Origin of the sequence: Streptomyces sp. LUP47B, from assembly GCF_001746295.1 — a bacterium.
Classification (GTDB): domain Bacteria; phylum Actinomycetota; class Actinomycetes; order Streptomycetales; family Streptomycetaceae; genus Streptomyces.
On the sequence record NZ_MJAH01000003.1, the window covers coordinates 277,036 to 299,713 of the forward strand.

A 22,678-nucleotide genomic window follows, 5' to 3' on the forward strand; every position below is an offset into this window, starting at 1 on the left:
CTGGGCAAGGTCTGGGATACATACGGATGCGGAAGTGCTGTGCATCAGGGGGTTGGTGGGCGGGGTCGCGAGGCGATCCCGCCCCAAAGTCCCGTCGGTGGTTGCTTCTTGCTCGGCGGAGTGGGGTGAGGTTGCCGGTTCGGGGCACTCGGGAGGTAACACATCAGCTCACGCCAGGAGGTACGTCATGATCGCGCTCGGCATCATCCTGCTTGTTGTCGGTTTCCTCACCGGCATATCGATCTTGTGGACCCTCGGCATCATCCTGGCCGTGGTGGGCGCCGTTTTCTGGCTGATGGGGTCCATGGGGCACGCCGTCGCCGGCCGACGCCACTATTGGTGACCGCGGGTGTCATCGCACGGCGCCTGGCTCAAGGGCTGGTGTTCGGTCGTCTCTCGTAGTCGCGGGCGAGTCTGCGGCGGTGCATGAGCCGACCGATGCCAAGGGACCTGTGCCACCAACGGCAACAGGCGGTGGTCGCTGACTGCGGTCGGCGCACCGCCTGTTGCCGTTGGCGACACAGGCCGCATCCTGTGGACCGGCGACCTGGGAGGCTTTGTGGTCGAGCGTGAGCCGACCTGGTGTCTCGTCGTGGAGGTCGTCGATCAGTCCGGCGCGCCGCCCATGCCTTCGCACGCGCTGCTCGTCCCCGCGAGGGCGCACCGCACACTCGTCGCTCCGCTCCAGCAGTACCCGGTCACCCCCTTCCACCTGGCCACCCGGATCTGCGCCCGCATGGAACGAAGCTGACACCGGCCCAGCCGTACACGTACCTCTCTGGCGCCTCGTAGCGCGACGTCCCCCCCCGCCACCCGCCGAACTCATATTGACGTATCGCAATGCGTCGATATGATCTCGGCATGTCGACCTCCGCTGCCCTTCCCACCGCCCTGATCGTCCACGCTCATCCCGAGCCCGACTCGTTCAGCACCGCCCAGATGGCCACCGCCGCTCAGGCCCTCCGTGGCGCCGGCTACCAAGTCGACGTCCTGGACCTCTACGGCGACGCCTGGGCCCCGGTCCTCGCCCGTGAGGAGTTCGCCCCTGTGGACGGGCCGTTCAAGCCGCAGGCCGAGCAGATGCGCGCGGTCCAGGACGGCACGCTCGACGAGGCCGTCAAGGACCATCTGGAGCGGCTGCTCGCCGCCGATCTTCTCGTGCTGTCGTTCCCGCTGTGGTGGTTCTCGCTACCGGCCATCCTCAAGGGGTGGATCGACCGGGTGTTCGTCATGGGCGCCCTCTTCGGCGGGGACCACGGGTTCTTCGGCGACGCCGCGCTCGCCGGTAAGCGGGCGATGCTGCTGTTCACGACCGGCGGCTCCAGAGAGGCGTTCCGACCCGGTGGCGCCTTCGGCGCGGTGGACGACTTCCTGTTCCACATCCACCGCGGAATGCTGGAGTTCGTCGGCTACCAGGTCCTCGAACCCGTGATCACCTACGGACCGGCCCACCTGACCGACGGGGAGAGGGCAGCGGCGCTGGAGGCGGTCCAGGAGTCCGTCGCGCGCACCGCGACGGCTTCCCTCCCCGCCATCCCGTTGACGGCGCGGTAGGTCCACGCCGACGCCGGCCCCGCTCGACGTCCGAGCGGGGCGGGCGTCACCGTACCGCCGAGGCGGTGACGCCGTGCCGTACCGCTGCCGGGTCCTGGGCCACCGGAGCCGTCGCGCTGCCCAGGAGCCGCAGTGCCGCCTCCGACGGTGAGCCGGGTTCTGCCGTGTAGGCGATCATTCGCTGGCCCGAGGTGCCCGGGATGACGAGATTCTCGAAGCTGAGTTCCATGGCACCGACCAGCGGGTGACGCAGATGCTTCACTCCGGAGGTGCAGGTGCGCACTGGGTGCTGGGCCCACAGAGAGGCGAACTCATCGCTGTGCATGGTGAGTTGGCCGATGAGCTCGGCCAGCGAGCGGTCGTCGGGGTGGCGGCCGGCGACCAGACGCAGGGCGGCCACGGCGAGTTGGGCCTGGTCGTCCCAGTTCCTGTACAACTCCCGGTACTGCTCGTCCAGGAAGAGCATCCGGGTCAGGTTCGGGCGGTCGCCGGGTGTGTCGGGGCTCTCGGGCGCCAGGTGTCCGGCGAGCAGGGCATGACCCAGGTGGTTCCAGGCAAGGACGTCGTTGCGCCGGTCCATGACCACGGCCGGTACGTCGGTCATGGCCTTCAGCAGCTGCCGGGCCGAGACGCTGGCGTGCGCCACCCGCGATGGTGCGGGGCGGGACGGCGCGGTGGCGGGACGGGCGAGGTCCTTGAGATGGGCCGTCTCGTCGTCGGTGAGGCGCAGGGTACGCGCGATGGCCTCCAGCAGACCGTCGGAGGCGTTGGTGGCGCGGCCCTGTTCGAGGCGGGTGTAGTGGGTGATGCTGACGTTGGCCAGCATCGCCAGTTCCTCGCGGCGCAGCCCGGTGACACGGCGGCGGGACGGGTGCGGGGTGATGCCGACTTCCTCGGGGCGCAGCGCGGCACGGCGCGACTTGAGGAAGTCTCCCAGCTCGGACGAGGCGTCCATTCATGCCTCCAGGTCGGCGGAGTGCGTCAGGCCGTGGCCACAGGCTTCCCGTGCTGCCCACCGGGCCCGAAGTGCCGGTAGCGGTAAGGACGGTGCTGTCATGACTACCCTCGCAACGGTCGGGGGAGTGCGTCGGGCCGTGGCCACTGACCTCCCATGATGCCCGTCGGGCCCAAGGGCCGGTAGCCATAAGGGTAGTCGTGTGATGACTACCCTCGTGATGGCTGTGCAAGGCAGGGTTCTGGCTGGGAATCCGGGCGCCGCCGATCCTTTTCCGTAACAGCGCGTGACGTGACCGAGCGTGCCGCGTGCCAGGAACCCTGAGGAAAAGGACTCGACGTCATGTCTGTCACTGATACGGAGGCGGCCGGTACCGCGCCCGGTGCTGCCGTCGACACGGCACCAGCCGAAGCCGTGCTCACCCCCCGGCTCCGGCTGGTGCTGGTACTGCTGCTCGCCACGCAGTTCATGCTGGCCGTGGACTTCGCCATCCTGAACGTGGCGCTGCCGGTGATCGGCAACGGCCTGGGCTTCTCGCTGGCGCACCTGCAGTGGATCGGCACCTCGTTCGCGCTGTGCGCGGCCGGCTTCACCCTGCTCTTCGGCCGGGTCGCGGACCTTTTCGGCCGCCGCCGGGTGTTCCTCGGCGGCCTCGTGGTCCTGGGCGCGGCCTCCCTCATGGGCGGCCTGGCGCAGAACCCGGAGATGCTGATCACGGCCCGCGTCTTCCAGGGGCTGGCCACCGCCGCCGTGACCCCCGCGGCGCTGTCGCTGATGACGACCTCGTTCCCGGAGGGCCCGCTGCGCCAGAAGGCGCTCGGCCTCAACGGGGCACTGATGTCCAGCGGGTTCACCACGGGCGCCATCCTCGGCGGCGTGCTCACCGACCTGCTGTCGTGGCGGTGGGCGTTCTTCATCAACGTGCCCGTCGCCCTCGCCGTGCTGATCATCGCCCCGAGGATCATCAAGGAGTCCCGCCTCGACGAGCGCCCCAAGCTGGACCTGCCCGGCGCCGTCAGCGTCACGCTCGGTCTGCTCGCCATCATCTTCGGGCTCACTCAGGCGGGCGAGAAGGGCTGGGGCTCGGCAGGCGCCCTGTCGTCGCTCGCGGCGGGCGTGGTGCTGCTGGTGATCTTCTACGTCGTCGAGCGCAAGGTGTCCGCGCCGCTGGTGCCGCTCAGCGTGCTCGGCAAGCGGTCGGTGGCCTGGGGCAATGTCGCCGGTCTGATCGCGTTCGCGACCTTCACCTCCCTGGTCTTCCCTCTGACCCTCTACCTGCAGGAAGTGCTCGGCTACTCCGCGCTCGTCGCCGGCCTGTCGTTCGGCTTCCTCGGCCTGGGAACGGTGACCGGAGGCGTCACGGCCTCGAAGGTCATCGGGAAGATCGGTACCAAGCGGACGCTGATCGTGGGAGGCGTCCTGCAGACCGTGTTCACCGCGGCTCTGGTCGGCCTCGGCGACGACCGCTCGTGGATGTGGCTGATGCTGGTCGCCAGCTTCCTCGGCGGTGTCGGCAACATGCTCGCCATCGTGGGTTTCATGGTGACCGCCACCTCGGGGCTCGCCAACCACGAGCAGGGTCTGGCCACCGGCCTCGCCACCATGACCCAGCAGGTCGGCATCACGATGGGCACGCCGATCATGAGCGCCGTCGTCACCGCCGCCATGGCCGGCACCGGAGCCTCGGCCATCCTCGGCGGTCTGAAGGTCGCGATCGCGGTGAACGCCGCGATCGTGCTCCTCGGCCTCCTCACCAGTGCCGTGTTCCTGCGCAGCGACCGGTCGACCGCGCAGTAACCCACAGGCGGTGCGAGCCACCCGGGTGCCGTCCCTCCGTCAGGGAGGGAGCCCCGGGTGCTCGACGCCGGGGCGGGCCGGCCGGTGTGCAGGCCCGTGACGTACTGCCCGGACAGGTCATGACCTGCCCGGGCGTCGTGCTGCGCAGCGGCCGCGTGGTCGCCCGCAACGGCCGCGGGGCGGGCCGGGCCGCATTGACGCGGTCCGGCCCGCCCAGTGGGGGGTGCCCCGTCACCACGCGTGGTGACGGGGTGGGTTCACCCGGAGAAGGGGAAAGAGAAGGACTGGAAGAGCTTGGTCTGCCCGGCGTCGGCTCCGCGCATCCTCAGGGCGTAGCTGACCAGGCAGTGATCGAGCATCGAGATGCGGTCGCCCTCTTCCCTGGTGTCCTCGGACAGGTCGTCGACGAACCAGGTGATGGCCGAGCGGCCCTCGTAGCGCTCCCGGGGCGTGAAGATCAGCTCCGCGGCGCCGATCTCGCCGAGAACGTTGAGGGCGTAGCTGAACGGGAACGCGCGGTTCGCCCGGTTGTCGTCGATGCTGTTCGTCCAGTCGCCCACCCGGTCCAGATCGGGGAACGAGTCGGCCATGCGCACCAGCGCCTCGTCCGGAATCAGATCCATTCGGCCGGTCATCATCGACAGTTCGATGATGTAGGGGTAGGCGTTGCCCCGGGGGGAGAAGTTCTCCCCGGGGTCGACGATGTCGAGGACCGCCGTGACGTCCTGCATGAAGGAGTTCAGGTCGGGCAGCTGGTCCGCGAGGCGCCCCAGGTTGTGCAGTGCGATGACGTAGTACTGCGACATGTGGACCCGGGTGTTCCAGGGGATCTCGGACATCAGCTTCCTGGACTCGGCCAGGGCGTCGATCGGCTGTGTCAGATACTCCGCCCTGCCGCACATGGCAACGGCGTTGAGCATCGTCAGCAGCGGATAGACCTTCAGCCACGGAGTCGGCATCGGGTTGGGGAAGGCCGGCCAGTTCCCCACCTCGTCGGCCCGCGTCAGATACCCGAGAACCTCCGCCATGTAGTCGCGCTCGCCGTCGAAGATGTGCTCGGTGTAGCCGAGCAGCGCGATCACGGACATCAGCATCCCGCCCACTCGCCCGCAGAAGTAGGGGATGGGGAAGTGCTCCAGCAGATTCAGCGCTTCGACGACGTGGTTCCGCTCAGCGGTGACCAGACGGTCCCGCAGGCCCAGTTGCCCCAGGGCGAGGAAGACCGTGCAGCATGCGGAGACCCGCTCGTACTCTCCGTGCCGCCCCTGGTTCTCGTCCGGGATCGCGTCGGGAGCGATCTCGTCGAGCATGCCGAGCACCTCTGCCGGAAAGTCCCGCTCGTCGTTGACCAGCAGCGACAGGTCGAGGCCGAGCTTGGCGAACGCGTCCATGAGGATGCTTCCGGCCGTGGCCCGGTAGTAGGGGTTGGGCACGGACCGGACGGCTTCCAGCAGCGGCCCCACGGCCGGTGCCATCCAGTCACGGTCGCCGCCGGGTTCGGCGACCCTCAGCGTGAAGTCCGCCATGTCGCGGCAGAACAGGGTGTAGCCGTCGGACGGCGACACCTTCTTTGCCAGGCGGTCGAAGGCGTCGCGGATGTGTCCGGCGACAGCCGCGTCGTAGTCGATCGGGTACTGGCCGAGGCCGATGCCGCGGAGCATCCGGCTCCACGGGGTCGCGATCATCCGGGACTCGTTGGACATGTCGCCCAGTCCGGAGACGGGGAGCGAGCGCGTGACAGAGTTCATGAGGCCGGTCCTTCGATGGGAACGGTTGTCCATCCGGCCCGGGAACGGGCGGATGTGATAAGGGAGTTGGGGCCGGGCAGACGTGAAGGTGCCCGCCCCGGCGAGGGGACGGCCGCAGGAAGGGCGACCGTCCCCCGGGGTTGTGCCGTCAGCTGTCGAGATAGGGCAGCGGGGGTACGGCGAGGCCCAGGAACTCGGTCCTGCTTCCCTCCAGCATCTGCAGGGCCCAGTTCAGCCACTTGATGCCCTCGCAGTAGATGGCGACCGGGCGGCGCTGGGTCTGGTAGGTGTCCACGAGGGTGCCGTCCAGTTCCTTCTGAAAGTGGAAGGGGGGCATCGCCGTGAAGTGCTGGCCCATCATGAACACGAACCGGATCAGCCAGTACGGGTCGTCCCGCAGGTAGGGCGAGTCGGGATCGTCAAGACCCAGCGCGGCCGTCATGACGGTGGCGAAGTGGTCCTCCATGCCTTGGGGTGCCTCGGTGTCGACGCTGCCGCCGCTCGCGATCACGTCCCGTATCCGGTACGCCTTCTGGTACGGGTTGCCGTGCAGGAACGCGATGTCGACGTGGGGAGTCCTGCCTTCGCCGGCGTCGACGCTCATCGTGAACTGCTCGAAGTGGATCTCGTCGTAGTGACCGATGGAGTTGTGCCACGGCTTGTTGTCGTACATCGCGTCGTCGCGAGTCTCCTTGCCGTCGCTCTTGAAGCCGATGGCCCGCGGGTCGAGGAACCTGATCCCCAGCGCGGCGGGGGTGATGGCCGCCAGGGCCGCGTCGATGTCCTCTCGCGGTGCCCCGGATTCGATCAGTCGCTGGGCGTGCCGTAGCGGGTCGTCGTTGGTGATCTTGATGTTCTCGGTGTTCGTGTCGCCCATGACGAGGGAGTGGAAGGCCGGTTCCAGTAACTCCGCGAACTCCGGCGTGGCACGGAACCGCTCCAGCAGAGCCGAGTGGTTGAGGTACGAGACTCCGTTGACGACGATCCGGTCGGTGTCCAGGAGATGCGCGCCGAAGGTTTGCGGTGCCGTACGGCGGCACAGATCCAGCCGGTCCTCGATCTTCCTGAAGTACGAGGTGTCCAGCGTCTCACCCGGTGCCGGTACCCGGCCCACGCTGTGGACCTCGTCGTTCAGCACCCGGATGATCTGCTCGTAGAGCCGGGCGACCACGGCGGGCGGCGGGGTGTGCTTCTCGACGTATCGGCTGACCTCCTCGCCCGCGACGTAGCTCATCTCGTAGATGACTTCCCGATCCACCGTGCGGTCGCCGGACCGCAGATGCGACGGGACGGGTGCGTCACGCTCCAGGACGGAGAAGACCTCGGGGAAGTAGCCGCGCACCGGTTCGGGCAGAGACTGCAGGAACTCGGCCTGTTTCCTGGCCTTTGTGAACGGCGGGAGCATCACGCCTTCCCCCTCCGGGTTCCAGCGCGCGGTCGTCAGCGCCTCGCTGAGGATCTTCCGGACGGTGACGTGCTCCTCCCCTTCCCTGCGGATGAAGACGGTCATGGACTCGCTTCCGCCCTGACCGAAGCCGACGATCGTCTCGTCGGTGTTGATGTAGGCGTAGACCGTGCTGGAGAGAACGCGGCGGCTGCGAGCGTTGGCCAGGACACGTTCGTTCTCCTCGGTCAGGGCGAGGACGCAGGCGTACTCCAGCGCGTCGAGGGCGGGGTTGACCCGCTTTCTCCAGGTCTCGGCCGGCTCCGTGACGGCGACGACATGGATGGCGTACGGTCCGGTGTCGACGTCGGCCGCCGCCGGCTGCGAGTCGAGGGCGACGATCTGGCAGTTGCCGTTGAGGTGGATCGGCCGTACCTCGGTGTCGAGGGCGCCGTCCCGGAGCACGGCGCGGGTGGCGTCCTGCAGATCCTTGCGTGACTGGATCGGCATGCCGTCCGGGGAGACGAGGGGAATCCCGGCCGCGGTGAGACCGTTCAGGATCCGATCCCGCACCTCCTCGGGCGTCTGTTGGGCGCTCAGGGTGACCGCGTCGGCAGGCGAGATGGCTCCGGAGACGGCCAGGGCCGTGAGCCAGCCCGGGACGTCGCCCCCTTCGAGGTAGTGGTCGCTCTGCGCGAGCAGGGCGGGCCGGTGCTGGGCGAGGGTGTTGAACAGCAGGAACTGGTAGACGATCCGCTGTCCCACCGGGTGGTGGCAGCCGTCCGGGCGCAGGCCCGCGAGCGTCCTGTCGTGCATGTCGTACGCTGCCGGCCGGGTGTCCAGCAGTATCCGTGTCCTGCGGGCCGGCGCCTGGTCGTCGAGGTCGGACGGGCCGCCGAAGTGGAAGACGAGGACCTCCGGACGGGTCGTGTGGAGTGTCCGCGCACGGACGTCGCCGGCCGCGTCCCGCACCGTGAGTTCCACGTAGGCCTTGCCCAGCAGCGTGGAGTCGCCCGCGGTGATCCTCTTCTTCGTCCGCGCCCTGATGACGAGTTCGCCCTGGTCGGTGGCGATGCGCTCGCTGTGACCCCGGGTGTGCTGGAAGATCTCCAGGAACCGGTAGAACGTCGGCGAGCCCTCCCGGTCGGGGCGCAGCATCTCCGCGGTGATGACGCGCCCGAGGGTGCGGGAGAAGTAGTCGTCGCAGAAGTCGTTCTCGGCAGCGAGGCGGAACAGCTCCTGCAGGAGGTGGTAGTCCTCGCGCGTCAGCTCCCGCCCCGAGCCGTACAGCTCCTCCAGCCGGGACATCAGGGCGCTCACCACGTTGACGGCGCGCAGGAACCCGGCGGTGTCCTCATGGCTTCCCGTGTAGGCCATGACGGGGGCGACGACATGGTTGTCCTGCAGCAGCCTGACGGACTTCGCCCCCAGCCCGAGCTCCAGCACCATGTCCGCGTCGAGACCGTTCAGGCTTTCACAGGTGTCACGGGAGGCCATGACCCGATCCGTCATGGCCAGGACGCCCTCGCGGACGTCGTGTGCGGTGGTCAGCAGTGACATGTCGTGGTTCGACACCACAGGGACGCGGGGGCTGTCGAAGTGGATCCGGTGAGTGGCGAAGAACTGCTCCAAGGCATCCCGGGCGGGACGCATGCGCGCGGAGTGGGCGAGGAAGACGGTCGGCTCCTTCAGTTCCGACATGGTCGCGTTCGCGAAGGAGGCGACGAAGGCGTCGAACTCGGGCCGGACCCCGGAGCGGACGTAGAGGTTCGCCTGTGTCGGGGCGTAGGTCTTGTGCAACTCGACGTCCGTGAGCGGGAAGGTCGTCCGTAACCCGTCCAGGACCACCGCGAGGACGTCCGGGCTCTGCGCCTTCACGGCAACCACGTGATAGGGCTCTCCGACCAGGGGTGTCTGCCGGACGGACTCGTCCAGATAGGAGGCGACGGTCCGGGCGAAGGACTCGTCCGAGTTCTGCGCGCCGGCGGCCTGGAGCATCAGCGGCGTGAACACCTGGGCGATCCGGGTGCCGTCGAAGACGGAGAGGGAGCCGCTTGCCACCGCGGCCGTCAGGATGCCGAAGCTCTCGCCGGTGTAGGCGGCGAAGTCGACCGGGACCCCGTTCTTCGCGATCCGGTCGCGCAGATACGCGTCCAGAGCGAGGCTGTGCACCAGCAAAGCCGCCCCGATGAAGCCCTGGCGCTCCATCCTGCCCTCGGGAAGGTTGTCGGGGTCCAGGAGAAGCAGGTCCGGACGGGCGGGAAAACCGAGTGCTCGGGCAGCTTCGCGGTAGATGTGGGTGATTTCGGGGACGCCGGAGTCGAGGAGCAGCCGGCCGAGATCCCGGTAGAAGGCCCGGCTGCCGAGGCCGGGGAAGAACCCGGCCACGCGGATTCTGTCCGTCGTGCTGAGGACGTCTTCGACGAGCGCGGGGCGCGCGTCAGCGGCCGGTGCGGGGTGGGCGCGGGTGGGTGCATGAGACAGGGAGGGGGACACAAGTATCGCCTCTCGGGTTCTTCTGGGCGGGAACATCGCACGCTCACCTTTGGGCGCGGGGAATCCTCACTCGCGAGTACGAAATGAATTCTTCCGCTCGCTCGAACCTGTTTCCACACATTCCGGTACAGGGTTTTTCAAGCCTCTGCGGGTCTCTGTAGGGGAATGTCAGAGAAGAGAAAAGGAACTGGCCGGAGAGATGAAAGGGCCAATTCTCGGCAAAACTTAAGAATCGGTGTCGGGAGCCCGCCGGGCTCTCGACACCGATGCGTCACGGCGAGGGGCGGCTCGCGCGGCCGCAACGCATCGATTATCGTCGATGCGACCACAGTCGGCTCCGCTTCGGCACCGGAAGGCGCATGACACATGCCCGTGACAGGCGACCTCGCCACCCTGATCGAACCCCTCAAGGCGCTCGCCAACCCCGTGCGGTTCCAGGTGCTGCAGTGGCTGCGTGATCCGGAAGAGCATTTTCCGGTCGATCCGGCTGTCACCGATCCACGCACGGTCGGCGTCTGTGTCAGTCACATCCAGGCCAAGACCGGACTCGCGCAGTCGACGGTCTCGGCCTATATGGCGGTGCTCGAACGCGCGGGTCTCGTGCGCTCCACGCGTGTCGGGAAGTGGACGCACTACCGGCGCGACGAAGAACGTATCGCCTCGGTCGTCGAGGAGTTCAAACGGGAGGTCGGGGAAGCGCGCACCGGAGATCTGCTTTCCCCGTGAGCGCCGGGCCCGGACCGCCGCCGTGACCCAGGCCCGTCCGTCAGGCCTGTGCGGTCTCGCCGGAAGTGCCCGTCGGGCTTTCGGGCGCGGACGCGGGCGGGCAACTGGTCCGCAGGCGCGGCAGCATGCCCGACGCGGCGAGTCCGGGCAGGAGGAGTCGCCACAGTGCGGAGACCCGCGCGGGCAGGTCCTTCCGGCTGCTGTAGGCCTCCGACATCACCTGCAAACCGGTGAACGCGCCGACGATCGTCGCGGCGACCTCCGACAGGTCGGCCCCCGGCAGGAGTTCGCCCTGCTTCTCGGCCTGACGCAGGAGATCCTCCACCACGGTGATCGACTGGTTGTACGGAGCCTGGGCCGAGGCCGAGAAGGACGACCGCTCAACGGCCAGCCGCACACTGGCCCGCAGCACCATGTCCGTCTGCAGCCGGGTCGAGAACGACAGCGTGAGGTCGATGACGGCCTGCAGCTTCACCGGTTGCTCCGGCACCACCAGGGCGTCGCCCTGAGCCTCCGCCAGCGCGGCGGCGATCGCCTCCTTCGAGGGGAAGTGGTGGTACAGCGCGCCGCGGGTGAGGCCGGCCCTGGCGAGGATCTCGTTGGTGCTCGCCGCGTCGTAGCCGCGCTCGCCGAACACCGCAGCGGCGGCCTCCAGGATGGAGTGTCTCGACCTGATGCCTCGCTCCTGTCGGGCCATCGTGGGATCCTCGCATCTCAGGCTCGAAAACATACAGACTTGCCTGCACTATATTCCACCGGCGCAGTGCCCTCATGCGCCCGGAGCCCTACTGAGTCATGCGTGCCCGATCCGAAAGCCGACACCGCGCACCGTGACGATCCAGTGGCTCGATCCGAGCTTGCTCCGGAGGCTGCTGACGTGCGTGTCGATGGTACGGCCGCGGTGCGACCACTCGTCGTCCCATACCAGACTCAGCAATTGACGGCGGGAAAGGGTGGTCCCCGGCTGCGAGACGAGCTGGTACAGCAGATCGAACTCCTTGGGCGTGAGGTCCACCCGCCGTCCCTCCAGCAGGAGTTCGCGTGCCCCGGCGTCGATGCGCAGCGGGCCGTGCGTGATGACCTGTGCCGTTGGTGCGGACCGAGGGTGGGCCCGGCGCAGCACCGCTTCCATCCGGGCGAGCAGCTCCCGCAAGCCGTAGGGCTTGACGAGGTAGTCGTCGGCACCGGCCTGCAGCCCGAGCACACAGTCCAGTTCGGCGTCGCGCACGGTCATGGAGATGATCGGCACGCTCCCGAGCACGCGGATCCGGCGGCACACCTCGAGGCCGTCCAGGTCGGGAAGGTCGAGGTCCAGCAGGACCATGTCGACACCACTGTGGGCCTGAAGTGCTTCCGCGCCGGTGGACACACTGTCGGCCAGATATCCGTGCCTGCGCAGCTCCTGCGCCAGATCCTCGGCGGCGCGGGCGTCGTTCTCGACGACGAGAACCTGCAAGGCCTGTCCTCCGGCCGGCGTCTGCCCTCTCCCGCTGTGTGGTCTCGTCAGATCCATGACCTGTCGATTCACCGCACGCTCCTTCCCCCAAAGGACACAACATCGAACTGTTGAGCGCAAATCCCACGGGAATGTACCAGGCAAGGTTGTCGGTTTGTCAACGCGGCCAGGCAGGGCTGCTCGCCCGAAGAGCCGACATGTCAAGCGGTCGGCAGATCGCTTATCTGCAGGGAAATATGATGGCATTCCCGACTAAACATCTCTTCGCTGAGCCTGATCGGCGCGTGACATGCAAATGAGGCGGGTGTAGCGATCATGTTAACCCGGCAGGTCCGCCTGCCTTTGTCGATGTTTTACTTTAAAACCAAGCTGACCTGTCTGTATGTTCGAGGGGTGCGCGTTCCGTTGGTGACGGGGGAACGGGGGCGGGCGCACGGGTGGTCGGCCCCTGTCCATGAACAGAGACAGGAGCGCAGCATGCTGGCCACGGCCCGAACGACCCCGACCGACAGCGCTTTGACGGCAGGTCCCCTTCTCACCACCACGGTCCCGCGCGAGTACGTCCATCGCGCCTCCGTGGCAGAGGTGTTCCTCATTGGCTGGCGGGCCGACCCGACCGGCTCGGACAACCCGTCCGACTCCTTCGTGGTCCGGGCCCAGTGGCCGCGGAGCCACGCCCTCTTCGCCCCGATGGCCGGCCACCAGGATCCGCTGCTGATGGTCGAGTCGATCCGCCAGACCGGAAGCCTGCTGGCCCACGCCGAGTACGGAGTCCCGTTCGGCCACCAGTTCCTGATGCGGGACATCTCCTTCACCGCCGCCCCTTCGGCGTTCGAGGTCGGCTCTGCGCCGACCGACGTCGAACTGCGCACGGTGTGCCGCGACATCGTCCGCCGAGGCAGAACCATCGCCGGCATGCACTACGAGGTCTCCGTCCGCCGCGACGGGCTGACCATAGCCACCGGCGGCGCCGGCTTCAGCTGCGCCAGCCCCGCAGCCCACCGACGGTTGCGCGAGGGGCGTCCGACGACCACCTGCCGCGCACTTCCGGCACCGGTCGACCCGGCCGAGGTGGGTCACGCCGGCCCGGAGCACGTCGTACTCGCCGCTCCTGCGACGCCCGGCGAGGCCCGGTGGGAGCTCCGGGTTGACACCGGGCACGCCGTCTATTTCGACCACCCGGTGGACCATGTCCCCGGCATGGTCCTGATCGAGGCGGCCCGGCAGGCGGCCCGTGCCGCGACAGGACTGCCCACGGCCCTTCTCCTCGGCCTGGAAACCGAGTTCGCCCGGTACGCCGAACTCGATGCCCCGTGCTGGATCGAGGCCCGTGTCGACGACCCCGACACGGCCGGAGACCTCAAGGTCCATGTGAACGGCACCCAACAGGGAGAACAGGTTTTCACCGCGGACCTGTACCTGCGCCGCCCGATCGCCTGATTCCGACGCGTCATCTGGAGAGTCCCCACGTGCGTACCGTTCTGCTCACCGGCGCCGCGGGCTTCGTCGGCGGCCATGTGCTCCACGAGGCCGCACGGCAGGGCGTGGCCCTCACCCTGCTGTCGCACAGCCGTCCGGTGCGTGTCACCGACGCCGGGCATCGGGTCGTGCGGGCCGACCTCACCGACCCGGACTCGCTGAGCGGCGTGTGCGAGGGTGTGGACGTCGTGTTGCACTGCGCGTCGTACATCGGCGCGGCACTCGACAGCAATGCGTCCGTCAACGCCGGGGGGACGAGAAACCTGGTCGCCGAAGCCCGCCGCTGCGGGGTGTCCCGCATCGTGTACGTGAGCACGGCGTCCGTCTACGGCCGCGGTACCTTCTGGGAGGCCACGCCCGGACAACTCGTCAGGAACCCGAGTTCACCCACGTCGCGAAGCCGGGCCATGGCCGAGGACGCCGTTCTCGAAGCCGGCGGGATCGTCCTGCGCCCCCATTTGGTCCACGGCCAGGGGGACATGTGGGTCGTCCCGGGCCTCGCCAGTCTCCTGCGCGCGCTGCAGGGCACGGTAGAGGGCTGGGCCTCCCGGCTCTCGCTGATCTCCGCCCGGGACCTGGGCCGGCTCGTGGTCGGTACGGGCCTCGCGCCCGCGGCCGATCTGAGGTCCACGACCTACCACGCGGCCCACCCGGTGCCCGTCGACGCGGCGACGCTGTTGCAGGCGGTCGCCGAGTGCGCCTCGCTGCCCTGGCCGGAGCAGGATCTCTCGGTCTCCAGTGCGCGGACGCACCTGGCGGCGGAAGGCCGGCTGTCGCACGCGCTCGACATGCTGAGGACCGACCACTGGTTCGACGGCGCCCCGCTCTGGCGAGACCTGCGCCTGGCACCCGGCCCGGGCTTCGGGGCGGACTTCGCGGAGTCGGCGGGGTGGTATCGCCGAACCCTGCTCGCCACTTGACGGGCCGGAGGCTTCCGGGACCGCGAACCCGCCGCGCACGGCGGGTGCCCGGGCTCCGTCCGCCAGGTCGGCCGCGTGGGCGGAACGATGTGGTGGCCGGCGTCGACACACCGGCGGCGGACCGGGTACGGCAACAGATCCGTGCAGCACAGGCGATGCTCGACGATCCGCGAGAGCACGGCCTCGCCGAAGAGCTGAGCGGGACCCCGGGCGCCGGGTCCGGCACCCGGGGCGAGGGGCCGTCAGCCGACGGTGCCGGTCACCGAACTGCCGGACTTCGTCACGTGGTACGTCACGGTGGCTCCGCTCCAGAAGTGGAAGGTGAGTGTCACCGGCGCACCGTCGCGCAGTGCGTTGAGGTAGTCAGGGGTGAGGGTGAGGGCGTTGTCGGCGTAGTCGGGCGAGAAGGCGCCGTTGAACTCCTGGTAGGGGGTCCAGCCGGTGTTGCCGGCGTTGGTGCCGTCGGCGTAGGTGGACTCCATGGTCGCGAGCTGGTCACCGCGGTACTGGGTCGGGATGGTGAGACCGGTGGTGCTGCCGGTGGCGTTGGAGAGCACCGGGCGGTCGTAGGTGATCACTCGGATCGGCCAGGCGAGACCGGCGGAGAACCTGGCCTCGATCGTCGCGTTGGTCCCGTAGGCGCGGTTGCCGGCCAGTCGGGTCAGCGCGGAGGCCGTGAGCGTGAGCTGGTTGCCTGAGACGGTGTAGTCCCGGCCCTGGGCGAGTTGGGTGTTGCCCTGCCAGAGCCCACGGATCGTGAGGCCGTTGGGGTTGAGGGTGAGCGTCTGGGCGGTGATCGCACTCGACTTCGCCAGGAAGACCTGGTCCGAGGAGGCGGTCCCCGAGCGGGTGGTCCAGCTCGACCTGATCCGGTTGATCAGCTCGGAGTCGGTCCACTTCAGGGTGGTGCGGCTCAGGTAGGCGAAGGTTCCGGGGTCCCACAGGGCCGTGGTCACTCCGGCGGCGCGGGCTTCGTAGCCGAACTGCTCGAAGTACTTGAAGGCCTCGCCCCGTTCGACGCGGGAGGGGTGGTTGCTGTCGGGGTAGGCCAGCAGCCCGTACTCACCGAGGTAGACGGGGATTCCCTTGGAGGTGAAGGTGGCGCGGAGCCGGTTGAAGTTGTCGGTCATGTCCTGCTGCGAGGTGGCGTCGAAGCGGGTGCCGCCGGCGACGTTCACGCTGAACGGGTAGTAGCCGTAGTAGTGGACGGTGACCACGAGGTTGGGGTCGTTGAGCGCCTTCATCTCGCCGGCCAGGGCGTCCAGGAAGTTCTGCCCGGAATTGGTGTGCAGGGTGGGCAGCACGAGCAGACGCGTCGCGTTGTTGCCGCCGGACTGGCGCACGATGGTGTGGAACGCGGTGTTCAGTTCGTCGTTGTACTGGATGCCCTGGGCGTCGGTGGTGTTGTTGAACTGCGGCTCGTTGTTGCTCTCGAAGAGCAGGGTCGGGGAGGAGTCCCTGAACTTGGCCGCGATCTGGGTCCAGGTCGCCTTGAAGCGGGCCAGCACGTTGTCGTGGTCGGTGGGCATGGTGGAGATCCACTGCCACGAGTCGTGATGGACGTTCAGCACGACGTAGAGACCGTCCGCCTGCGCCCAGTCGACCACCTGTTTGACGCGGTTCATCCAGGTCGCATCGATCGTGTACGGGGCCGTGGTGGACTGGTGGCCCGACCAGGTGACGGGAATGCGTACGCTGCGGAAGCCCTGGGCCTTGATGGTGTCCAACAGGGGCTTGGTGACCGCGGGGTTGCCCCAGGACGTCTCGTCGGGGATGGCGTCCAGGCTGTTGCCCAGGTTCCAGCTCGGCTGCATCGCGGCCACGGTGCTCATGGGGCTGAGTGCCTTGGAGCCGAGTGCCCCGGACGCGTCCTTGTGGGCCGGTGCAGCGAAGGCGGCGGTGCTGATCAGGCCGAGCGCGGCGATCAGCGCCACCACGAGGCCGAGCAGACGGGCGGGGCCGCGTCTGCGGTGACCGGTGGGGGAGTGCGTTCCCTTCATCTTCGATCCTTTTCTGTTGGTGAGCGGACGTTCCGCCCGTGGGGGGAATGGAGTTCAAGGCAACTGGTTCAGGGGACGAGCGGCTCGTAGTCGAACCAGTCGAAGTGGACCGTGCCGGCCGCCGCGTACAGGCCGATGACCCGTCCGGTGAAGCCGCCGGCCACCTCGGTCGACAGGTAGCGGCCGTCGAGCTCGCCGAGAGGGGTGAAGGTCCCGTCGGGCTCCTCGACGCCGAGCGTGAGGATGTCGGGACCGGTGCGGGGGCCCTTGTCAGGGGCGTCGGAGATCTGGAGACGGAGCACCACGGGACCGGCGGGCACGGACCGCGATCCCACGACCGTGCGCAACGGTCCGACACGGCTGAGGACGCGCACCTCGCCCTCGGCCGCCTCGATCTCGTAGTGGTGCTCCTCGTCGAGGCGGACGGCGAGACCACCGCGCCCCTCGGCCGGGTCGATCAGGGCCCGCACCCGGCACGACAGGTGCTCCTGGCGACGGCCGACGAACACGACGTCCGGCTCGTCCAGGGAGTCACCGCGGGCACGCAGGGTCAGATGGCCGGACCGCTCCTTGGTGGTGCAGTACTCGGCGGGACGGTCGCGTACGGAGATCCACCGCGGCCGCAGTTCGCTGAGGTCGAAGTCGTCCCGGACCTCCTCGGCGGGGCCGGGCACCAGCGGCCAGGCGGGCACGGGCAGGACGGACGGGACCTCGTCGACGACGGGCCAGTCGTCCACCCACTTCACCGGCGCGAGAAAGGTCTCGCGGCCCAGCACATGCCAGCCCGGGGTCCCGCCGCGCGGCCGGACGCCCAGCAGCACCATCCACCAGGAGCCGTCGGGCCCCTGGACCAGATCCGCGTGCCCGGTGTTCTGGACGGGGTGATGGGTGCCGCGGTGGGTGAGGACCGGGTTGTTCGGGCACGGTTCGAAGGGGCCGTCGGGCGTGCGGCCGCGGGCGATCGAGACACTGTGACCGCGCTCGGTGCCGCCCTCGGCGATCAGGAGGTACCAGTAGGCGCCGATGCGATACAGGTGCGGGGCCTCGGGGGCCAGGGCTCCGGAGGTGCCGGCCCAGACCTTGCGCGGCGGTCCGAGGGTCTCCCCGGTGTACGGGTCGATACGGACCTGTCCGCCGCCGGCGGAGGTGCACCAGCAGGTGCCGTTCTCGTCCCAGGCCAGATCCGGGTCGATACCCGGAACCCCGGGCAGACGGACGGGATCGGACCAGGGGCCGGCGGGGTCGGTGGCGGTGAACAGTACGTTGCCGCCGCCCTCGGTCACGTTGGTGACGATCAGCCAGAAGCGGCCGTCGTGGTGGCGCAGGGTGGGAGCGTAGATGCCGCCGGACGACAGGGTGGCGGCGGTGAGGCCGAGCTGGCTCGGCCGGTCCAGGGCGTTGCCGAGCTGTGTCCAGTGGACCAGGTCGCGGCTGTGGAAGACGGGGATGGCGGGGAAGTACTCGAAACTGGAGCAGACGAGGTAGTAGTCGTCTCCCACACGGCAGACGCTGGGGTCGGGGTGAAAGCCGGGGATGACGGGGTTGGCCAGGGTGGCAGCCGCCCGCAATGTCTCTGACACTCGGTCAAGTCCCTTCGGAGTGGGGTGTGTCGGTGTGTTCAGGGGGTGTCCGACGCCGCGTGGGCGAGGCGGAGGAGCACCGCGGAAGGGGCCGCGGGCAGCGTGAGGGTGAGGGCGGCGGTGTCCGGGTGCCAGGAGGCGACGACCTGGCTCGCTGCGGGGTAGAGCACGTCGACGCGGACCGCACGGCCGTGCAGAGGGGACAGCGGCAGGGTCGTGCTGGTCTCCGCACCGGCGCGGCGCCAGACCGTGAGATAGGTGGTGACCGGGGTGTGGAGCGCCAGGGCGAGCCACGGGTCGTCCCAGGCCGGCAGGCCCAGCGGCCACGCGGGCACCGCCTGGGTCAGGTCGGTCCGGATGGCCTTGTACACGGTGACGGCCTCGTGGACCAGGGCACGGGCCTCGGGCGGCAGGTCCGGGAGCAACCCGGACAGGTGGATGCGCCCGAGGAGGGCGTTGGCCATGGTGAAGGCCACCTCGTCGAGGGAGTCCTCCGGCTGCGGGTAGGCCCAAACGGCGCCCTGTTCGGGGGTGACGGCGGTGGGCGCGGAGGCCGCGATGGGGGCGTAGAGCTGGAGGTTCTGCTGGTCGCTGGTGGACTGCAGTTGCAGCCGGGACAGCAGCGCGTAGTCCCAGCGCATGCCGCCGGAGGAGCAGTTCTCCACCACCAGGTGCGGATAGCGGTCCAGGATGCCGTCGAGCCAGTCCAGGTGCGCGCGGTTGTGGCCGAGCAGTCCGGCGCCCGGGGTCTCGCCGGGGTGGGCGCTGGTACCGGAGCCGGGGTCGATGTTGTGGTCGAGCTTGAGGTAGCCGACGCCCCACTCGCCGACCAGGCGGTCCACGACCTGGTCCAGGTGGGCACGGGCGGCGGGGTGGCGCAGGTCCAGGTGGTGGCGGCCGGTCTCGGTGACGCGGACGCCGTCCCGGCGGAAGAACGCCTCGTCCGGAAGGGCTTTGGCCATGGGGCTGCGGACGCCGATCACCTCGGGCTCCAGCCACAGACCGGGCACCATGCCGCGCTCCCGGATGCGGTCCAGCACCTCGTGGATGCCGCGCTCGCCGGGGAACCGGGACGCGGCCGCCTCCCAGGCTCCTACGCTGTCCCACCAGCCGCCGTTCTCGCCGTCGTACCAGCCGGCGTCGATGACGAAGTACTCCGCGCCCGCTTCGGCCGCCGCGTCGACAAGCGGCAGCAGCTTCTCCGTGGTGGGGTCGCCCATCAGGCAGTTCATGTAGTCGTTGAAGATGACCGGGAGCCGGTGGTGGTCGGCGTGCGGGCGGCGGGCGGCCCGGCGGTAGCGGGTGAGCGCGGCGAACGCCTCGTCGGGGCCCCCGGCGTCGCTGAACGCGAGGGCGACGGGCACGGTGCGGAACTCCGCGCCCGGCTCCAGCGGATGCCGCCAGCCGTGGTGGATGTCGGTCGGGCCGAACAGGGCGAGGTAGGCCAGCGTGTCGCGCTCGCCGCACTCCCAGTGCCAGCCGCCTCCGTTGTGCTCGATCTGCCACAGCCAGGTGCGGCTGGGGCGACGGTCGGTAAGGCCGCCCATCGGCAGCCGTCCGCAACTGGACCACACACCCCGCCCGCTCTGCGTGAACTCACCCTTGCCGTTGTCGTAGACCGCGACACGGTCGCCGATCACCGGCGAGGACACCCGCATCGGTCGCCGCTGCCAACGGCATTCGGCGACCCAGTCGTTCTCGGCCCACAGCAGGTCGGCGCCGTCGATGGCGTCCGGACCGTCGGCGAGGGGCCCGACGACGAGGGAGGAGACGGACTCCAGGTGCAGGGTGGCGTCCCCCTCGTTGCGCAGGACCACCTCGCCGCGCAGTACGGGCACCCCGTCCGGCCAGCGGTAGGTCACCTCGGCGGCGAGCCCGGTCTCCGGGTCGTGGAGTTCGACGGTGAGCACATGCCAGTCGCCGTCGCGGGTGGCACGGTGCGCGCGGTGACGCAGCCGCCCGCCGATGTACGAGTCGATGAGGCGCCCGCCCGACCAGGCGCGGCCGTGCCCCGCAGCCGTCACCTCCACCAGGGGCAGCGGAGGCCACGACCGCCGCTCGGGAGGCAGTCCGCCGGGGAGGCCGAGACGGGTGAGGCGGGCGATGCCGTCCTCGCCGACGACGACCTCGGCCTCCAGGGCCCGGTGGCCCCATCGGACGATCTGGGGTGCGCTGGTCATTGCTGCCTTTCCGAGGAGAGGGAGAGAAAGACGTGTGCTCAGGCGATACGGAGTACGGCGCTGCCACCGGCGGCGAGTTCGGCGACCGTGCCGCCCGTGAGCAGGTCGTGGCCGGGTTCGGAGACGGTCGGTGAGGCTGCGCGAGGTCATGGCTGGTCCTTCGGGACAGGGGACTCGGGCCAGGGAGTGTTCTGACGTATCGTCAGCAATGCTGCGCGCAGAGCTCGTTCGCCACGGGTGCGTGGACGGTCAGTACCTTCTTCAGGCCTGGCGCGAGCGATGTTTGTGCCGGTCTGCGGCCGCTCGCCGCTTCCGCGGGACGACAGAAGGCGGGCCATCGCGGCGGCCGTTGTGCCGAGGAAGCATGTCCGGTTCAACTTGTTGGTCATGACGCGGTGCTTCCCGTCGGCGGTTCGAAGCGCGTCGAAGCGCTTCACCTGGCGGGGTACGTTAATGACATGTTTCTCGCTAAACAAGAGGGGCAACGCCAAGAAGCTTCCTTAATGCCTGCCTGGTGACACTCCACGAGTGCCGATGCCAGCGTCGAAGCGCTTCGATTCCCGCCTTAATCGGGCTGCTCAGGCGGCCCTCGTCGGTCTTCCCGTCGTCCCTGTTCCGCCGCCGGTCGACTTCCATTTCGTGGGCGGCGCACGCTCGATGAGCGGATCGGGCTGCTGCACCGGTACGTGCCGACTGTCGAGGGCCTCACCGTCGCCGCCTTCCGTACGGCACGGAGGTGCGCGCGGGGTGTCCCGGGTCGGTGAGGCGACCGTGGCGTGGGAATGCCGGCCCGGCGACCGACTGCCGGTCGAGATCGCCGCATCTGTAGCCGGCAGCCACAGCGGCCGGGCGACGGTCGCCGCCGAGCGGCCAGATGACCAGACGGTGCAGACAACAGGGCAGCGCCGGCTGCGGCGCGCGCTCAGCTCTCGGCGACCGGCAGCGGCCCGGCTCCCCGCAGGCGAACGGCGGTCGCGATCCGTCGCTCCCGGGCGCCCGTGACACGAAGGTTTGCCGCACTCTGTCTACGCAGTCAGAGCAGACGCGTCAAGGCTTTCGACCGACTCGGAGACCTCCCTCCGGCAAGAATCCCGTCGCCGCCCGCGCAAGATTACGAATCCGTTTCAGGCGCTTGACGGCCGCACTATGACTGCGTAGACATGTCAGCGCAGTCAGACGGATGCCGGCCACCACCGGTCACCAACATCTGGAGCCACCATGAGGCGAGGCGCAGGGCGGGGCGGCAGTTCCGGCGCACCGCGCAGTGTGGATGTGGCCCAGCTGGCGGGCGTCTCCCAGAAGACCGTGTCCCGGGTCTACAACGACGAGCCGTACGTCTCCGCCGACGTACGCCGCCGCGTCCTGGAAGCCGGTGAGGAACTCGGATACCGGCTGAACAACGCCGCCCGGGCACTGGCCTCCGGGCGTACCCGGTCCATCGGCGTGGTGACGCTCGGGACCGCCCTGTACGGACCCGCCTCACTGATCATGGGGGTCGAACGTGCCGTACGGGACACGGGATACGCCCTTCGCGTGGTCAACACCGTGGAAGGCGACCCGACGGGCGTCGCCGGTGCCGTGGACTCACTCCTGGAGCAGGGCGTCGACGGCATCGTCATCTCCGAGCCGATCGACGACGGACACGGCGACGACCTCTCCGCCCGCGTCGACGTACCGGTCCTTGTCCTCGGGGCGCCACCCCTGTCCGTGCCCAGGACGCTGGCCGCGGGCGTCGGCGCCGATCTGATGGCGCGTAGGGCGACCGAACACCTGCTGGAACTGGGGCACGACACCGTCCACCATCTCGCCGGTCCGTGGCGGTGGTACGCCGCCCGGGACCGGCTGGAGGGCTGGCGGTCCACGCTCGCCGCGCACGGCAGGACGGTACCCCGCGTCGTCGAGGGCGACTGGTCGGCCGCCAGCGGCTACACGGCGGGTCGCGAACTGGCCCGCGACCACGACATGACCGCGGTGTTCGCCGCCAACGACGATATGGCGATCGGTCTCGTCCGCGCGCTGGCGGAAGCCGGCCGACGGGTGCCGGAGGACGTCAGCGTCGTGGGTTTCGACGACATTCCGGTCGCCGCCTATGTGACTCCCCCTCTCACCACGATGCGCCAACCCTTCGACACCGTGGCACAGGAGGGGCTCAAACGCCTCGTGCACTCCATCGAGAACCCGGACGCACCACCCCTGTCGGCCGTTGAACCACCGGTCGACCTCGTGGTCCGTGCCTCGACCGGGCCCCCACCGCCGACCCGGACGACCCCGGGCCGGGACCGGGCCCTGGCCTCTTCTCCGAGTGGGAGCCGGACCGACCCGCCCCGGGACGGAGGTGCAGCCACATACAACTGATCAACACCGACCGCACCGGGAAACAGCGTTCCCCAGCCGGGCAAGCCA

16 protein-coding genes are annotated in these 22,678 nt (G+C 69.2%); 8 read left to right on the top strand and 8 right to left on the bottom strand.

Features of this window, described 5'->3' with window-relative positions:
- The first annotated feature begins 187 nt into the window (after window positions 1-187).
- The 3 genes from BFN33_RS52630 to BFN33_RS11790 all read left to right on the top strand — a co-directional run bounded on the left by BFN33_RS52630 (window position 188) and on the right by BFN33_RS11790 (window position 1,554).
- Complete coding sequence (locus BFN33_RS52630) at window positions 188-343, top strand: DUF6131 family protein (protein ID WP_088245310.1); 156 nt, start codon at window positions 188-190, stop codon at window positions 341-343.
- Window positions 344-559: 216 nt separating this feature from the next.
- Entirely contained in the window at window positions 560-751 is a 192-nt protein-coding gene (locus tag BFN33_RS11785; protein WP_069759897.1) for a hypothetical protein, read from the top strand.
- Between the two features lie 110 nt (window positions 752-861).
- Window positions 862-1,554, top strand: coding sequence for an NAD(P)H-dependent oxidoreductase (locus BFN33_RS11790; protein ID WP_069759898.1), 693 nt, complete (start codon window positions 862-864; stop codon window positions 1,552-1,554).
- Between the two features lie 46 nt (window positions 1,555-1,600).
- Here the strand turns inward: BFN33_RS11790 and BFN33_RS11795 are convergent, their stop codons facing one another.
- Window positions 1,601-2,509 carry a helix-turn-helix transcriptional regulator gene (locus tag BFN33_RS11795; RefSeq protein ID WP_069759899.1) on the bottom strand — a complete coding sequence of 303 codons (909 nt, stop codon included), beginning with the start codon at window positions 2,507-2,509 and terminating at the stop codon, window positions 1,601-1,603.
- Between the two features lie 342 nt (window positions 2,510-2,851).
- On the opposite strand from BFN33_RS11795, the gene BFN33_RS11800 reads away from it, so the two are divergent.
- Window positions 2,852-4,306, top strand: coding sequence for an MFS transporter (locus BFN33_RS11800; protein ID WP_079140770.1), 1,455 nt, complete (start codon window positions 2,852-2,854; stop codon window positions 4,304-4,306).
- A gap of 257 nt (window positions 4,307-4,563) precedes the next feature.
- On the opposite strand, the gene BFN33_RS11805 is transcribed toward BFN33_RS11800, so the two are convergent.
- Window positions 4,564-6,054 (bottom strand): hypothetical protein, encoded by a 1,491-nt coding sequence (locus tag BFN33_RS11805; protein WP_069759900.1) that lies wholly within the window; start codon window positions 6,052-6,054, stop codon window positions 4,564-4,566.
- A 148-nt stretch (window positions 6,055-6,202) separates the two neighbouring features.
- On the bottom strand, window positions 6,203-9,826 hold the full coding sequence (locus BFN33_RS11810; protein WP_069759901.1) for an ACP S-malonyltransferase: 3,624 nt from the start codon (window positions 9,824-9,826) through the stop codon (window positions 6,203-6,205).
- A gap of 474 nt (window positions 9,827-10,300) precedes the next feature.
- Between BFN33_RS11810 and BFN33_RS11815 the strand changes: the two genes are divergently transcribed.
- Entirely contained in the window at window positions 10,301-10,660 is a 360-nt protein-coding gene (locus BFN33_RS11815; protein ID WP_069759902.1) for a helix-turn-helix transcriptional regulator, read from the top strand.
- A gap of 40 nt (window positions 10,661-10,700) precedes the next feature.
- On the opposite strand, the gene BFN33_RS11820 is transcribed toward BFN33_RS11815, so the two are convergent.
- Together BFN33_RS11820 and BFN33_RS11825 are read right to left on the bottom strand one after the other, a co-directional pair.
- Window positions 10,701-11,357 (bottom strand): ScbR family autoregulator-binding transcription factor, encoded by a 657-nt coding sequence (locus BFN33_RS11820; RefSeq protein ID WP_069759903.1) that lies wholly within the window; start codon window positions 11,355-11,357, stop codon window positions 10,701-10,703.
- Window positions 11,358-11,453: 96 nt separating this feature from the next.
- On the bottom strand, window positions 11,454-12,116 hold the full coding sequence (locus tag BFN33_RS11825) for a response regulator transcription factor (RefSeq protein ID WP_370743274.1): 663 nt from the start codon (window positions 12,114-12,116) through the stop codon (window positions 11,454-11,456).
- Between the two features lie 477 nt (window positions 12,117-12,593).
- On the opposite strand from BFN33_RS11825, the gene BFN33_RS11830 reads away from it, so the two are divergent.
- Both BFN33_RS11830 and BFN33_RS11835 read left to right on the top strand, forming a co-directional pair.
- Entirely contained in the window at window positions 12,594-13,556 is a 963-nt protein-coding gene (locus BFN33_RS11830; RefSeq protein WP_069759905.1) for a ScbA/BarX family gamma-butyrolactone biosynthesis protein, read from the top strand.
- 29 nt (window positions 13,557-13,585) lie between these two features.
- A complete protein-coding gene (locus tag BFN33_RS11835; protein ID WP_069759906.1) occupies window positions 13,586-14,515 on the top strand; it encodes an NAD(P)-dependent oxidoreductase in 930 nt (309 codons plus the stop codon).
- A 242-nt stretch (window positions 14,516-14,757) separates the two neighbouring features.
- Here the strand turns inward: BFN33_RS11835 and BFN33_RS11840 are convergent, their stop codons facing one another.
- The 3 genes from BFN33_RS11840 to BFN33_RS11850 form a co-directional block, all read right to left on the bottom strand.
- Window positions 14,758-16,515, bottom strand: a complete 1,758-nt coding sequence (locus BFN33_RS11840; protein WP_069759907.1) for a cellulase family glycosylhydrolase — start codon at window positions 16,513-16,515, stop codon at window positions 14,758-14,760.
- A gap of 68 nt (window positions 16,516-16,583) precedes the next feature.
- A complete protein-coding gene (locus BFN33_RS11845; protein WP_069759908.1) occupies window positions 16,584-18,095 on the bottom strand; it encodes a glycoside hydrolase family 43 protein in 1,512 nt (503 codons plus the stop codon).
- A 38-nt stretch (window positions 18,096-18,133) separates the two neighbouring features.
- Complete coding sequence (locus BFN33_RS11850; protein ID WP_069759909.1) at window positions 18,134-20,275, bottom strand: glycoside hydrolase family 36 protein; 2,142 nt, start codon at window positions 20,273-20,275, stop codon at window positions 18,134-18,136.
- 1,218 nt (window positions 20,276-21,493) lie between these two features.
- On the opposite strand from BFN33_RS11850, the gene BFN33_RS11855 reads away from it, so the two are divergent.
- Window positions 21,494-22,630, top strand: a complete 1,137-nt coding sequence (locus tag BFN33_RS11855) for a LacI family DNA-binding transcriptional regulator (RefSeq protein ID WP_079140771.1) — start codon at window positions 21,494-21,496, stop codon at window positions 22,628-22,630.
- The last annotated feature ends 48 nt before the right edge of the window (window positions 22,631-22,678 follow it).